This is a genomic window from Sphingobium agri (assembly GCF_023051225.1).
Classification (GTDB): Bacteria; Pseudomonadota; Alphaproteobacteria; order Sphingomonadales; family Sphingomonadaceae; genus Sphingobium; species Sphingobium agri.
On sequence record NZ_JALKHS010000008.1, the window covers coordinates 138,696 to 153,722 of the forward strand.

10 protein-coding genes are annotated in these 15,027 nt (G+C 63.6%); 8 read left to right on the plus strand and 2 right to left on the minus strand.

The genetic code is table 11. From position 1 onward, the window contains the following. Positions 1-32: 32 nt before the first annotated feature. Complete coding sequence (locus MU848_RS11840; protein WP_236576378.1) at positions 33-3,104, plus strand: TonB-dependent receptor plug domain-containing protein; 3,072 nt, start codon at positions 33-35, stop codon at positions 3,102-3,104. Between the two features lie 48 nt (positions 3,105-3,152). On the opposite strand, the gene clpB is transcribed toward MU848_RS11840, so the two are convergent. After that, complete coding sequence (clpB, locus tag MU848_RS11845; RefSeq protein WP_247232303.1) at positions 3,153-5,732, minus strand: ATP-dependent chaperone ClpB; 2,580 nt, start codon at positions 5,730-5,732, stop codon at positions 3,153-3,155. Between the two features lie 233 nt (positions 5,733-5,965). Here clpB and MU848_RS11850 point away from each other — a divergent pair, with 233 nt between their 5' ends. The 7 genes from MU848_RS11850 to MU848_RS11880 all read left to right on the plus strand — a co-directional run bounded on the left by MU848_RS11850 (position 5,966) and on the right by MU848_RS11880 (position 14,407). Then, positions 5,966-8,836 (plus strand): M16 family metallopeptidase, encoded by a 2,871-nt coding sequence (locus MU848_RS11850; RefSeq protein WP_380800745.1) that lies wholly within the window; start codon positions 5,966-5,968, stop codon positions 8,834-8,836. A 21-nt stretch (positions 8,837-8,857) separates the two neighbouring features. After that, positions 8,858-9,160, plus strand: coding sequence for a hypothetical protein (locus MU848_RS11855; protein ID WP_097092627.1), 303 nt, complete (start codon positions 8,858-8,860; stop codon positions 9,158-9,160). A 110-nt stretch (positions 9,161-9,270) separates the two neighbouring features. Further along, positions 9,271-9,720 carry a MarR family transcriptional regulator gene (locus tag MU848_RS11860; RefSeq protein ID WP_247232307.1) on the plus strand — a complete coding sequence of 150 codons (450 nt, stop codon included), beginning with the start codon at positions 9,271-9,273 and terminating at the stop codon, positions 9,718-9,720. Further along, the gene (locus MU848_RS11865) at positions 9,717-11,768 is read left to right on the plus strand and encodes an FUSC family protein (RefSeq protein WP_247232309.1); all 2,052 of its coding nucleotides are present in this window, start codon (positions 9,717-9,719) and stop codon (positions 11,766-11,768) included. Before MU848_RS11860 ends, MU848_RS11865 begins: the two co-directional genes overlap by 4 nt. Beyond that, on the plus strand, positions 11,765-11,980 hold the full coding sequence (locus tag MU848_RS11870) for a DUF1656 domain-containing protein (protein WP_097090634.1): 216 nt from the start codon (positions 11,765-11,767) through the stop codon (positions 11,978-11,980). Before MU848_RS11865 ends, MU848_RS11870 begins: the two co-directional genes overlap by 4 nt. Then, the gene (locus MU848_RS11875) at positions 11,977-12,876 is read left to right on the plus strand and encodes an efflux RND transporter periplasmic adaptor subunit (RefSeq protein ID WP_097090635.1); all 900 of its coding nucleotides are present in this window, start codon (positions 11,977-11,979) and stop codon (positions 12,874-12,876) included. Before MU848_RS11870 ends, MU848_RS11875 begins: the two co-directional genes overlap by 4 nt. A 67-nt stretch (positions 12,877-12,943) precedes the next feature. Then, positions 12,944-14,407, plus strand: coding sequence for an efflux transporter outer membrane subunit (locus tag MU848_RS11880; protein WP_247232311.1), 1,464 nt, complete (start codon positions 12,944-12,946; stop codon positions 14,405-14,407). 69 nt (positions 14,408-14,476) lie between these two features. Here the strand turns inward: MU848_RS11880 and pal are convergent, their stop codons facing one another. Then, the gene (gene pal, locus MU848_RS11885; protein WP_201515351.1) at positions 14,477-14,995 is read right to left on the minus strand and encodes a peptidoglycan-associated lipoprotein Pal; all 519 of its coding nucleotides are present in this window, start codon (positions 14,993-14,995) and stop codon (positions 14,477-14,479) included. Positions 14,996-15,027 lie beyond the last annotated feature (32 nt).

Consider the following 15,027-nt stretch of genomic DNA (forward strand, 5'->3'; position numbering starts at 1 on the left):
GCTTGCGTCGCTCCAGAGCAAGGGACTGGATTGTGAAGAAACTCTCGAACAATGCGTGGCTGCGCAATAGCGCGGCGCTGCAGGCGCTCGCATGCGCGGGCGCGGGCTTTGCGGCGCTCGCCGCCCCTGCCTTTGCGCAGGATACTCCGGCCGGTACGGTGGCCGAAGAACCGGAGGCTACGATCGTCGTCACTGGTTCCATTTTGCGGCAGGACGTCAACAACACGCCCTCGCCTGTTTCCGTTCTCACCTCCGAGTCGCTCGAGCAGCGCGGCATTCAGACGACCCAGGAAGCGCTTCAGCGCATTTCGTCCAACAACGGCGCGGCGCTCACCAACAGCTTCTCGGCCAACGGCGCTTTTGCCGCCGGCGCATCCGCCGTGTCGTTGCGCGGCCTGACCACCAGTTCCACGCTTGTGCTGTTCGATGGTCAACGCGCCGCTTATTATCCGCTCGCGGATGACGCGACGCGAAACTTCGTCGATCTCAACACCATCCCAGATGACATCGTCGACCGTGTCGAAGTGCTGCGCGATGGCGCATCATCGACCTACGGCGCGGACGCCATTGCGGGCGTGATCAACGTCATCACGAAAAAGCAGTTCAAGGGCATCGGCGGCCGAATCGAAGGCGGCCTCACCGAGCGCGGCGATGGTGAAAACTATCGCATCAGCCTGACGGCGGGCACCGGCGACCTCGGCCGTGATGGCTACAACATCTACGCCAGTGGCTTCTGGTATCGCCAGAACGCTCTTTATAATCGTGACCGACCATATCCGTATAATTCACAGGATCTGTCCGGTATCTGCCGCGACGGCGTCTGCGGACCGCAGGTTGGCCCGAATGGCGGTTCGATCAACCCGTCCAGCACTGGTTATGTGGGCTGGGCAGACGCGACCTCGTCGAGCGACCGCCGTTCGTTTGCCACGACCTTCTTCGTTGCGCCCACCAACTCCAACAGCGCGCTCGATGACCCGCTTGGCCGATATCAATTCCTCAATCCTGCCGCCGGCTGTATTGCCGGGGAGACGCCTTACACGCTCACTGCGGCCGAACTTGCGGACACGGAGCAGAATGCCTTTGCGCCGACCACCGTCTGCCAAGGTGATTTGGTTCGTCAATATGGCGTCATTTCGCCACGTATCGAACGCTTCGGCGGTGCGTTGAAGGCGACTGTCGCGGTCACGGACGATATTGAAGCGTCCTTCACCGCCAACTATCTGCAGAGCAAGGTCAGCTATACCGGCGAACCGGCGACCATCCGGGCCAATGGGCCCGCCGGCATCGCCTTCCCCCGATTCAGCACGTACAACAGCGGACCCCCCAACGCACCTGGCTCCTTTGCCTTGGCGCTGCCGGTCTTTGTCTGCCCCTTGGTCAATGGTCTCCCGCAAGCGACTTGCGATGCGACCAACGGCACGCTTAACCCCAACAACCCCTTTGCGGCACAGGGATTGCAGGCACGAATTCTCGGACGCATTCCGAACCTGACCGAGTATAATGAGACGCTCAGCCGCACTTATCGCGGTGCCTTCTCGATTTCCGGACCCGTGACCGACAACTGGAACTTTGCGGCGGATGTCGTGGGCATGGTCACCGATCTCACCCGCACGTCGAAAGGCTACGTTTACATCCAAAATCTGCTGAACGTTGTCGCCGACGGCAGCTATAATTTCGTCAATCCGCTGTCGAACAGCCAGTCAGTGCTCGATTATCTGGCGCCAGACAACATTACCAAGTCCAAGTCGGAGCTTTACGCCGCACAGGTCAGCTTTAACGGCACACTGTTTGAACTACCCGCAGGCCCAGTGCAGCTTGGCTTTGGTGGTCAAATCCGTCTGGAAGCGATCGACGCCCCCAGCGCCAACCCCGACTTTGCAGGTCCGACAAACCGCTATTTTGTTCTCAATGCCTTCGGCACAAAGGGTGAACGCGTGGTGCGGTCGGGCTTCTTCGAACTGAACGTGCCTGCGTTCGAAGGTTTCGAAGTCAATGCTTCCGGTCGTTATGACAATTATAACAGCGGTCAGGATGCTTTCTCGCCGAAGATTGGGTTCCGCTACAAGCCGATCGATGCGCTCACGCTCCGCGGCACCTGGTCGCGTGGCTTCCGCATTCCGAGCTTTGCAGAAGCGAATGCGCTGCCAACAACGGGCTTCGTCAACAACACTGCATCGACCTTCCCCGAATCCTATCTGGCTCAATTTGGTTGTACCCGGGACACTTTTACCAGCTGCCCGACCTATCTCAGCTCCAGCAGCTATGGTCAGACGCAATTGGCCAGCCCTGACCTCAAACCAGAAAAGTCGACCAGTTGGACAGCGGGCGTGATCTTCGAGCCAACCCGCAACATCCGCCTCAGCGTCGACTATTATAACATCAAGAAGAAGGGCGCGATCATTCCGGCCCCATTCGGCCCGGCTTTGGCGGCCTACTACTCGGGCCAAGCGATCCCGGCGGGGTATAACATCATTCAGGACTCCCCTGATCCGCAGAATCCCGGCGTTCTGCCCCGTGTCGCCTATGTTCAGGCACCGCTGATCAACGCCACGACGATCCGGTCCGAAGGCCTGGACTTCGCCGCTACTGGCAGGTTCGATTTTGGCGATGTGCGTTTCACCAGCTCAGTGGAAGCAACTTACATCATCAATCTGGACACGACCTTCGCAGACGGTAGCCGCGAAAGCTATGAAGGCACGATCGGAAATTACAGCCTGACGGCGGGTTCCGGCACGCCCGAATGGCACGGCAGCTGGACCAACACGCTAGAATGGAAGAGGTGGACCCTATCTGCCACTGCCGAATTCTTCGGTGGATATAACCTTTCGGCAGAAGACGTCGAAGGGCCCGGTGCATCGGGCGGTTGCGGCTTGCTCTCGCCCCGCTTCGTGAAGTGCAACGTTGACGACTACGTCACTGTCGACCTCACCACCAGCTACAAGCTCAATGACAATTTCACGCTCTACCTGAACGTGCTCAATGTCTTTGACGACCTGCCGCCTATCGATCCGGTCACCTATGGCGCGAACAACTACAACCCGGTTCAGGGTGGAACGGGCATTTATGGCCGCGCTTACCGGCTGGGCGTCCGCGCCAACTTCTAGGCAAGCGGATATTCAGGAAGAAAGGGGCGCCACTCCGGCGCCCCTTTTTCATGCGAGGCTGAGTTTCAGCGCTCCATCGCCTTCATCCACGCGCACTCGTGATCCATCCGGCACTTCGCCCCGCAGAATCAGGTCCGCCAGCGGATCTTGCAGATACCGCTGCACCGCCCGCTTCAATGGCCGCGCGCCATAGACCGGATCATAACCGACCCGCCCCAGCCACGCCCGCGCGCCGTCTGTCAGGTCCAGCGTCACCTTGCGGTCCTTCAGCAGCTTGCCGATCCGCGCCACCTGGATATCGACGATCGGCGCCATGTGCGTTGCACCGAGCCGATGGAACAGGATCACCTCGTCCAGGCGGTTGAGGAACTCAGGCCGGAAATGCGCGCGGACGATGTCCATCACCTGATCTTCGACCTTCTCCACCGGTTCATCATCGGCAAGGCCCGCGATGAACTGGCTACCCAGGTTCGACGTCAGAACGATGATCGTGTTGGTGAAGTCCACCGTCCGGCCCTGCCCATCGGTCAGGCGGCCGTCGTCCAGCACCTGCAACAGCACATTGAACACGTCGCCATGCGCCTTCTCGACCTCATCGAACAGCACGACCTGATAGGGCCGCCGCCGCACCGCCTCGGTCAGCACGCCGCCCTCCTCATAGCCGACATAGCCCGGAGGCGCGCCGATCAGCCGCGCGACCGAATGTTTCTCCATGAACTCGCTCATGTCGATCCGCACCATCGCGCTGTCATCGTCGAACAGGAATCCGGCGAGCGCTTTGGTCAATTCGGTCTTGCCGACGCCGGTCGGTCCCAGGAACAGGAACGACCCAAGCGGCCGGTTGGGGTCCTGCAAGCCCGCGCGCGAACGTCGCACTGCGGTCGACACGGCCTTCACCGCATCGGCCTGCCCGATCACGCGCTTTCCGAGTTCCTCCTCCATGGCCAGCAGCTTCTCGCGCTCACCCTCCATCATCTTGTCGACGGGAATGCCGGTCCAGCGTGACACGACGGAGGCGATATCCTCACTCGTCACTTCCTCGCGCAGCATCGCGTCTTCGGTCGCGCCCTCTACTTCGGCGATCTTGCGCTCCAGTTCAGGGATGCGGCCATAGGCAAGCTCGCCCGCCTTGGTGAGGTCGCCGGCTCGCTGCGCCTGCTCCAGTTCGACGCGCGCGGCTTCGAGCTGTTCCTTCAGCTTGCTTTCGCCTGCGATCTTGTCCTTCTCCGCCTGCCAGCGTTGCGTCAGCGCGGCGGATTGCTCCTCCAGATTGGCCAAGTCTTCCTCAAGCGCCTCCAACCGATCTTTCGACGCCTTGTCAGTCTCCTTGCGCAGAGCCTCGCGCTCGATCTTGAGCTGGATGATCCGCCGGTCGAGCGTCTCAATCTCCTCGGGCTTGCTCTCCACTTCCATCCGGAGCCGCGAAGCCGCTTCGTCCATCAGGTCGATCGCCTTGTCCGGCAGGAAACGGTCGGTGATGTAGCGGTTGCTGAGCGTTGCCGCTGACACGATCGCGCCATCGGTTATCCGCACGCCATGGTGCAGCTCATATTTCTCCTTAAGCCCACGCAGGATGGAGATGGTGTCCTCCACCGTCGGTTCACCCACGAACACGGGCTGAAACCGCCGCTGGAGCGCAGGGTCCTTCTCGACATATTTGCGATATTCATCGAGCGTCGTCGCGCCAATGCAGTGCAACTCGCCACGCGCGAGGGCAGGCTTCAAGAGGTTGCCCGCGTCCATCGCGCCCTCAGACTTGCCCGCGCCGATAAGCGTGTGCATCTCGTCAATGAACAGGACGATCTGGCCTTCGCCAGCTTTCACCTCGTCAAGGACGCCCTTGAGGCGCTCTTCAAATTCGCCGCGATATTTGGCGCCCGCGATCAGCGACCCCATGTCGAGCGCCATCAGCGTACGGTCCTTCAGAGTGTCGGGCACGTCCCCATTGGCGATGCGCAACGCGAGGCCTTCGGCGATCGCGGTCTTGCCGACGCCAGGGTCGCCGATCAGTACAGGATTATTCTTGGTCCGCCGCGCCAGGATCTGGATCGTCCGCCGGATTTCCTCGTCCCTGCCGATTACGGGATCGAGCTTGCCCTCACGCGCCGCCTCGGTCAGGTCACGGGCGAATTTCTTGAGCGCGTCGTAACGATCTTCAGCGCCAGCAGTATCGGCGGTGCGCCCACCGCGCAGATTGTTGATCGCCGCGTTCAGTGCCTCCGCCTTCACGCCCGCTGCGGCCAGCGCCTTGCCCGCCATGCTCGTGGTTGCCAGCGTCAGCGCCAGCAACAGCCGTTCGACTGTCACAAAGCTGTCGCCAGCCTTCGCCGCCACCTGCTCCGCGCTGTCCAGCACCCGAACGGCATCATTGTCGAGCCCCGGCGTCTGCTGCGCCCCGCTGCCCGACACGGCAGGCACCTTGGCCAAAGCCGCATCGGTTTCGCGCAATGCGACCGCCGGGTCGCCGCCCGCCGCCTTGATAAGGCCGGACGCCATGCCCTGATTGTCTTCCAACAACGCCTTGAGCAGATGCTCGGGACTTATCCGCTGATGGCTCATACGGATCGCGACGGTCTGCGCCGACTGGAGGAATCCCTTGGCGCGATCAGTGAATTTATCGAGGTTCATAAGAAGCCCTTCGTGAAACTTGCCACGATGTAATGTTGCATAAAAGCAACACAAGAGGCGCTACGCAAATATCCTTGCCATCGGTCAAAAATCCACCACGAACTCGTTTGCTCCAACGCGGACCACCATCCGCAGGTCGGCGATGCCTGTTGCGCCGTGGACCTTCGCCGCTATGTTGCTGCAATCCCTGGCCGGTTCTGCGGCTATGACCCCGACCTTGATGAGGGCGCTTCATGAGATTCTTCCCCCGTCCGTTGACGCTCGGCCTTTGCTCCTTGGCTTTCACAGCCATGGCAGTTGCGGTCCCGGCCATATCGGCTGCTTCGGCGAAAACAGATGCAGCGGCACCCGCGGCGCTCTCTAGCTTAGTCGCAGCCGTGAATATTCCCTATGAGCAGTTCACGCTGAAGAATGGCCTTCGCGTGATCGTTCATACCGACCGGAAAGCGCCCGTCGTTGCCGTGTCGGTCTGGTATCATGTGGGTTCGCGCTTTGAACCGGCAGGCAAGACCGGCTTTGCCCATTTGTTCGAACATCTGATGTTCTACGGCTCGGAAAATGCGGACGGCCCTTTCTTCGGGCGCCTGGAGGATATCGGCGCGACCGATTGGAACGGGACGACCTGGTTCGACCGCACCAATTATTTCGAAACGGTCCCGACCGGTGCGCTCGACCGCGCGCTGTTTCTTGAAGCCGACCGCATGGGCCATCTGCTCGGCGCGGTAACGCAGGCGAAGTTGGATACGCAGCGCGGCGTCGTTCAGAATGAAAAGCGCATGGGCGAAAACCAGCCTTACGGCCTTGTCGAATATGCTCAGCTTGCCGCCATGTTGCCGGTAGGCCATCCCTATCGTCACTCGACCATCGGTTCGATGGCTGACCTGAACGCGGCCAGCCTGGCGGACGTGCAGAACTGGTTCAAGACTCATTATGGGCCCAACAACGCCGTTCTGGTGCTTGCTGGCGACATCGATGTGGCTACGGCAAAGGCAAAGGTGGAGAAATGGTTTGGAGCCATTCCATCCGGCCCGGTTCCAAAAGATGTGGATGCGACCGTCCCAACCTTGCCGCGAGACGCTGAAAAGCTGATGCACGACAATGTCGCGGCGACCCGGCTCTATCGCAACTGGATCGTGCCCGGCGTCAATTCCGCCGACCTGCCACAGCTGGATCTCGCGATGGCGGTGTTTGGCGGGCTCAAATCATCGCGGCTCGACAATATCCTGGTCCGCGGCGAAAAAGTCGCCGTAGGCGTGAGCGCAAGCATCCAGCCTTTTGAAAAGCTGAGCATCGCCGAAATTACCGTCGATGTGAAACCGGGGCAGGATGCTGCGGCCGTGGGCAGGCGGCTCGACCAGTTGCTGGCTGACTATCTTGCCAAGGGGCCGACCGCCGATGAGGTGCAACGCGCGGCCACCCGTCAGCTTTCCGGCACGATCGGCGGTCTTGAGAAAGTCGGCGGATTCAGCGGCAAGGCTGTGACCCTGGCGGAAGGCGCCGTTTATTCCGGCGATCCGGGGAAATACAAGAAGGACCTTGCGCTCTATGCAGCGGCAACACCGCAGTCCGTCGGTGCGGCTGCCCGGAAATGGCTGGGGCGGCCAGTGTTCCGCCTGACCGTGGCACCGGGTGAGCGCTCGGCTGAAGATAATGCGCTTGCGGGCAACGCGACCCATCGCCCTGCCTTCTTCCGGGACCCGAAGAAGCCCGCCCCCTCCGCTGGCACGCCGCCGCCGCCAACCAAGATCGCTGAACCTGCCATTGAGCCAGTCAAGGACCTGGAGTTTCCAGAGGTGGAGCATGCCACCTTGAAGAATGGCATTCCCATCCTGTTCGCGCGCCGGGCGACCGTGCCGGTGGTCCGAGTATCGGTTGCGTTCGACGCGGGTAATGCCGCCGATGACAAGGCAAAGCTAGGCACGGCCGGATTGGTGACTGCCTTGCTCGACGAGGGGACCAGGAGCCGCAACTCGATCCAGATCGCCGAGGAGCAGGAGAGGCTGGGCGCATCGATAAGCGCGGGCAACGGCATGGATACGACCAATGTCGGCCTCTATGCGTTGAAGCCCAATCTGGACGCGTCGCTCGAACTGCTGGCGGACGTGATCCGCAATCCCGCTTTCGATCCGAAGGAGGTGGAGCGGCTGCGCGGTCAAGTGCTGACGCGGATCGCTGCTGAAAAGACCGAGCCGATGCCGATCGCGCAGCGCCTGCTGCCGCCGCTCCTCTATGGGGAGGCGCACCCCTATGGCATCCCCTTCACGGGATCGGGAACGGAAAGCGGGGTCAAGGCGGTGACGCGGGCGGATTTGGCCGCCTTCCACGGCAAATGGATCCGGCCCGACAATGCGACCATTTTCGTGACGGGCGACACGACATTGGCCGAGATCCTGCCGCTGCTGGAGAAGCGCTTTGGCGACTGGAAATCTCCGCAGGGAGAGAGGGGCAGCAAGCTGTTTCGCATGGACAGGATGATGCGGCCAGCACGGATCATCTTGGTCGACAAGCCGCAAAGCCCCCAGTCTCTGATCCTGGCCGGACTGCTCACGGGCAAGCGCGGGACCGACAATCCGCTGACCCTGCTGACCGCCAATGAGGTGCTTGGCGGCAGTTCGACATCCCGTCTGATCATGGATCTGCGCGAAACCAAGGGGTGGGCCTATTCCGCCGGCACCGCCATGCCGGGGGTCAAGGAAACGATTCCGCTGCTCGTCTATGCGCCGGTGCAAACCGACAAGACTGGCGATTCGATCATTGCCGCGCGCAAGGACATCGCCGAATTCCTGACGAGCAAGGGCACGACAGCCGCCGAACGGAACCAGACGATCAACAGCCAGATCCTGTCTCTGCCAGGCAGTTTCGAAACCTCATCCGACCTCCTGGGCGCGATGATGCGCAATCGGCTGCTGGGGCGGCCTGATGATTTTTATGAAAAGCTGCCGGGGATCTATCGGGCGATGACGCCTGTTGACCTGGACAAGGCGGCGCGTGAGGCGATCGATCCTGATCGGCTGATCTGGGTGGTGGTAGGTGACGCGAAACTGGTGCGGCCGCAGCTTGACGCTGTCGGGCTGCCGGTCGAAACGGGCACGCTCGCGGATTGAGGGTTGATAAGGAGAATGAAGATGGCAGGTGTCGATGGAGCTTATGATTGCGTGGCGAAAACGCCGCTGGGTGAGCAGAAGGGCGTGCTGACCGTCATCAGCTCGGGCGACAGCTTTCACGGGACCTTCGCGGGCATGATGGGATCGCTGGATGTTGCCGAGGGCAAGGTTCAGGGGAACAAGCTCAGCTGGAAGATGAACATGACCATGCCGATGCCGATCACGATGGATTGTGAGGCGGAAGTCAGCGGAGACAGCATCAACGGGACGATGCAGTTGGGTGCGTTTGGGGCGGCTGGTTTTTCCGGGACGCGGCGGGTTTGAGCCACGGATTCCGGGAGTTTTGAAGCTCCCGGAATTTAAATGCATTAATGAAGTGGCGGATTAACGGGGTGCAGACTTGAACAGGGGTATTAGTTAGCTATCTAAGCGCCATGTCGAGATCGGAAATGAAGCGGGTGCTGGCGCACAAAATGCCGCAGGTGGCGCGCAACTGGCGCATGTTGGCGGATGAGGCGCTGGCGGAGTTTCGTGTGTCAAACAGCGCGGGCTGGTGCCTGGTCCATCTGTCCAGGATGGAGCCGGAGGCGCGGCAGGCGGACCTGGCTGAACAGTTGGGGATTACCCAACCGTCGCTGGTACGTACACTCGATCAGTTGGAGGCGATGTCCTTGGTGGAGCGGGTTCCCAACCCCGACGACAAGCGATCGAACCGTATTGCCCTCACTCCTACCGGCAAAGAACTGGCGGGCCGGATCGAAGAACGGCTCGACAATCTGCGCCGCGAACTGCTCGACGGCGTGCCGGACGCCGCGATCGAGATCACCGTAAACCTTATGGAGCTGCTCGGTCGCCGCATCGCCGAGCGCCGCCAACAGGCATGAGCGCGCGCTTCGGCTGGCCCGCGGCGCTTTTTTCCCTGAAATGTTTCGGGGCCAGCATGTTGGCCTTGTTCGTTGCACTCAGCATCGGGCTGGAGCGGCCCTATTGGGCGTTCCTGACATCCTATATCGTGGCCCAGCCCATGGCGGGCGCCGTGGTCTCGAAGGGATTGTTCCGGGTGATCGGCACCATGGCCGGCGGCGCGTTCGCGGTCGCGATCGTGCCGCCGCTCGTCAACGCGCCGGAACTGCTGTCGCTGGCGATGGCGTCGTGGCTGGCGCTCTGCGTCTTCGTGTCGCTGCTCGACCGCACCCCGCGGGCCTATATGTTCGTTCTGGCGGGTTATACCGCCTGCCTCATCGTCTTTCCCAGCGTCGATGCGCCGGATACGATCTTCACCGTGGCGAGCCTGCGCGTGCAGGAGATCATGATCGGCATCGCCAGCGCGAGCCTGGTGCATAGCGTCATATTTCCCGGATCGGTCAGCAACGTCCTGCTCGCGCGGGTGAAGGCGATGCTGGCCGATGCCGAGCGATGGTCGCATGACGCCATCGCCATCCATCCCGTCGAGGGGCTGGAGGATGAGCGGCGCAGGCTGGCGCAGGACATCAGCGAACTGCACCAGCTGTCGATCCACTTGCCGTTCGACACGTCGCGCCTTGCGCCGCGCGTGCGGACAGTGCGCGCCTTGCAGGATGAACTGGCCCAATTACTGCCCCTTGGCGCGGCGGTCGAGGACAGGCTGGCGGCGCTGAAAAGCGCGAGCGGCGGCGTGGTGCCGCCCGAAACGCAGGCGCTGATCGCCGATGTGCGGGATTGGCTCGCCGCGCCGGGCGAGGACCGGCCCGAGCGCAGCGCGGCGGCGCAGGCGCTGATCGACCGTTGCGCCGCGATGGAACCGGCGGCCCGGCGCGACATGGATTGGGGCGAGATGATGCGGATGAGCCTGTTCGCGCGGCTCGCCACGCTGATCGCCGCGCATCGCGACTGCCGGGACCTGTATGAACAGATGGCCGTCCACAGCCGGGAACCGGTGACGCCCCGCGTGGCCGAACTGTTGGAGGGAAGGCGCAGCCGTGAGCTGCACAGGGACGTGGCCGGTGCCGCGCGAGGCGCGTTCGGCGCCTTCGTCACCATCATCACCGGCTGCGCGCTGTGGATCGGCAGCGGCTGGACCGACGGCAGCACGGCGGTCATGCTGGCGGGCGTTTTCCTGGCGCTGTTCGCCGGGTCGGACAATCCCGCCGCGCCGATCAAGGGTTTCATGATGGGCACCCTGATCGCCTCTGCACTGGCGGCGGTCTATGGCTATGCGATCCTGCCCCGGCTGGACGGCTTTCCGATGCTGGCCGCCGCCTTCGCGCCGATGCTGCTGGCGCTCGGCGCAATGCTGGCATCGCCGCGCTTTTCCGGTATCGCCCTGCCGGTGCTGCTCGGGCTCGGGAGTCCCGCGCTGATCGCCGATCGCTATGTCGGCGAGTTCGCGGCGTTCCTGAATGGCACGATCGCGCAGCTGGTAGGGGTCTGGTTCGCGATCATCATGGCCGGGCTGTTGCAGTCGGCGGGGGTCGAAAATGCCATCCGGCGAACGATCCGCGCCACATGGACCGACCTGGCCACGCGCAGCACGATGATGACCACGCCCGATGTGCGCGGCTGGGTAAACCGGATGCTCGACCGCATCGCCCTGCTGGCGCCACGGCTGGCGACCGCGCGGCGGGACGGAGGCGACCTGCTGTTCCATGCGCTGCGGGATCTGCGCACCGGCGTCGCCATCGGCGAATTGCGGCAATTGCGGCTGACATTGCCGGCGCAAGAGGGGCAGCCGCTGGCGGAGGTGCTGTCGGGCGTCGCCCGCCATTATCGCGGGCTGGACCCGGACGCGCCACAGCCTGCCGAACCGGCGCTGCTGACCGGGATTGACCATGCCGTGGACGCGTTGTCGGACAATGAGAGCGCGGCGGTGCGCAGGCAAGGCGTGCTGGCGCTCGTCAGCCTGAGGCGGAACCTGTTTCCAGAAGGGCCACCCTATCGGAGGATGGCGGCATGACAGGCGAGATCGCCCTGGGTGGGGTGTTCATGCCGACCCTGCTGCTGCTGGGCGTGATGGCGCTGGTCATCAGCTGGGGCGTCACGCGGCTGATAGGCGCCTTCGGGCTCTACCGTTTCCTTGCCTATCGGGCGATCGTCGACCTCAGCATCTTCGTCCTGGTGCTGGGCGGCCTTAGCCTCCTTCTCCCCTTCCTTGGGATTCGTCCATGAACCGTCTGTCGAGCGGGCTGGCGCGCAGCGCCGCCACCATCATCATCGTCGCCCTGGCTGTCATCGCCGCCATCGCCATGTGGAACCATTATGAGCGAAGCCCGTGGACGCGCGACGGGCGGGTGCGCGCCGATGTGGTGCGGGTGACGCCGGACATTGGCGGGCTGGTCACGTCCGTCGCGGTGCGGGACAATCAGGAAGTGAAGGCGGGCGATCTGCTGTTCGTGATCGATCGGCCCCGCTATGCACTCGCGTTGCAACAGGCCGATGCGCAGGTAGCGAGCGCAAGGGCGACGCTGGGGCAGGCGCGGCGGGAGGCGAAGCGCGATCTGGCGCTGGGCGATCTGGTGGCGGCGGAGGCGCATGAGCAGAATGTCGCGCGGGTTGCCACGGCTGACGCGGCGCTTGCGCAGGCGATGAGCAGCCGCGATGCCGCCGCGCTCAATCTGAAACGCACTCAGGTGACGGCATCGGTAAACGGCGTTGTGACCAACCTCGACCTGCATGTCGGCGACTATGTGGCGGCGGGCAAGCAGGCCATGGCGCTGGTGGATCGCGACAGTTTGCGGGTGGAGGGCTATTTCGAGGAGACCAAGCTGCCGCTGGTGTGCGTCGGCGCGCCGGTGACAGTTCGGCTGATGGGCGAAGCGGCGGACCTGCATGGGCGGGTGGAGAGCATCGCCTATGGCATCAACGACACGACGCGCAGTGATTCGGGCAATTTGCTGCCGACGGTGCAGCCGACCTTTTCCTGGGTGCGGTTGGCGCAGCGCATTCCGGTGCGGGTGAAGCTCGACAAGGTGCCGGCCAGCGTGCGCCTGATCGCTGGGCGTACGGCGACGGTGACGGTGGAACCCGTGGAGAAGGATCGGGCGGGGAGCTGCCGCCATGCGTGAGGGCGATATCAGTAATTCATACTCATCTGCGTTCGGGCTTTTTGAACGAGCCGCTCATCTCGTGCGAATGTCGAAGCGCTTCTTTTACCTGACGGGAAGGAAGACCCCTCGACAAGCTCAGGGCGAACGGGGGAGAGGGGGTGTCTGGCCACTCGGGGCGGCTTTGGCGCTCACCGCTTGTTCGACCGCTGGCCCCGATTATCGCCCGCCCGAACATGACGTCGCCACGGCTCCAGCGGCGCAAGGGAGCTTCCAGTCCGCGCAAGGGACCGTGTTCAGCAATGCCGATCTGCCCGATCACTGGTGGCGGCTTTACAATGATCCGCAGCTGGATGGTCTGGTCGAGCAGGCGCTGATCGCCAATGCCGACCTTCGCCGGGCCGAAGCGAATGTGAATGCAGCCCATGCCGTGTTGCGCGAGGCGGAAGCCGGGCGGTCGGTCAGCACGGCGTTGAGCGGCGGCGCGACGCTGGCGCGGCCTTCGGGAACGGCTGAAAGTCTGCCGGGTGTCGTGGGCTATGACCTGGGGCTGAGCGCATCCTATCCGCTCGACCTCAACGGTCGGATCAGGCGGGCGATCGAAGCGAGCACGGCTGACCTGGAGGCGATGGTGGCGGCGCGCGACTATTTGCGGGTGAGCGTCGCTGCGGCGACGGCGCGGGCCTATGCGCAGGTGTGCGCGGCCAATTATTCGCTGGCCGTCAACCGGCAGGTGGTCGGCCTGCAGCGGCAGACGCTGGACGCGACGGGGCGGCTGTTCCGGGGTGGACGAGGAACGGCGTTCGACGTCAGCCGCGCGCAGGCGGCGGTTGAAGCAAGCGCGGCGAACCTGCCCGCTTTCGAAGCGCAGCGGCAGGTGGGGCTTTATCTGCTGGCAGCATTGCTGGGGCGGCCGCCTGCCGACTACCCGCGTGAGGTGGAGGGCTGCGCTGTCCTGCCGGTGCTGGGCGGCGCTTTGCCGGTGGGCGATGGTGCGGGGCTGATCCGGCGGCGGCCCGACATCAGGCAGGCGGAGCGGACGATCGCGGGCGACACGGCGCGGCTGGGGGTCGCGATGGCGGACCTTTACCCGCAGGTGCGGATTGGTGGGTCGGTCGGCCTGTCCGGGCCGCTGGAAACTTTGGGGTCCGGCACCGCGCTGGGGATCAGCCTTGGGCCGATCCTTAGCTGGAGCTTCCCCAACCGTCCAGTGGTGCGGGCCAGGATCGCGCAGGCCGATGCGCGGGTGCAGGGCAGCATCGCCTCCTTCGATGCGGTGGTGCTGGAGGCGCTGCGGCAGGCGGAAACGGCGATGGAAACCTATCGGCGGGATACGCAGCGGGCGGCGGCGCTGGAACGGGCACGGGCTAGCGCGGCGGTGTCGGCAGGGCAGGCGGGCAAGCTGTTCCGCTTCGGGCGCGGGGACTTCCTGTCGCTGCTCGACGCGCAACGGAGCCTGGCGAGCGCGGAAGCGGCGGCTGCTGCGGCGCGAGTGCAGTTGGTGCAGGATCAGGTGGCGGTATTTCTGGCGCTGGGTGGCGGCTGGAGGTGAGGGGCATGAAAAAGCCCGCCGATGCTGTGACCGGCGGGCTTTCCCGTAGCTGTTGAGGGACCGATGGCCTCAATATTGGACAGTGACCGTCACCGCGCGGCGGTTCTGTGCCCAGGCGGATTCGTCCGAACCGAGCGCGGCGGGGCGTTCCTTGCCATAGCTCACGGTGTTGATGCGGCTGGGGTCGATGCCGAGCGAGGCGAGATAGTTTTTCGCGGCGTTGGCGCGGCGGTCGCCCAGCGCGATATTATAGTCGCGGGTGCCGCGCTCGTCGGCATGGCCTTCGATCGTGACGCGGACATTGGGGTTCTGCTGGAGCCAGGCGGCTTGGCTTTGCAGCGTCTGTTGGTCCTGCGCGTCGACATCATATTGATCGGTGTCGAAGAAGATGCGGTCGGACGAGACGGAGGCGACGAAATCTTCCTGGCTGCCCTTGACCGGGGCGCCCGTGCCGGTGCCCGTGCCGGTCCCGGTCTGCGCGCTGCTGTCAGTCGCGGGCGGGGGCGGCAAATCCTTGGGCGCTTTCTTGCCACAGGCGGCGAGCGCCAGGACCGAGACGGCGATGAGGAGGGGGCGGTTGAGTTTCATCAGGGGTCTCCTTGAAGAGCATAGGGTCGTTA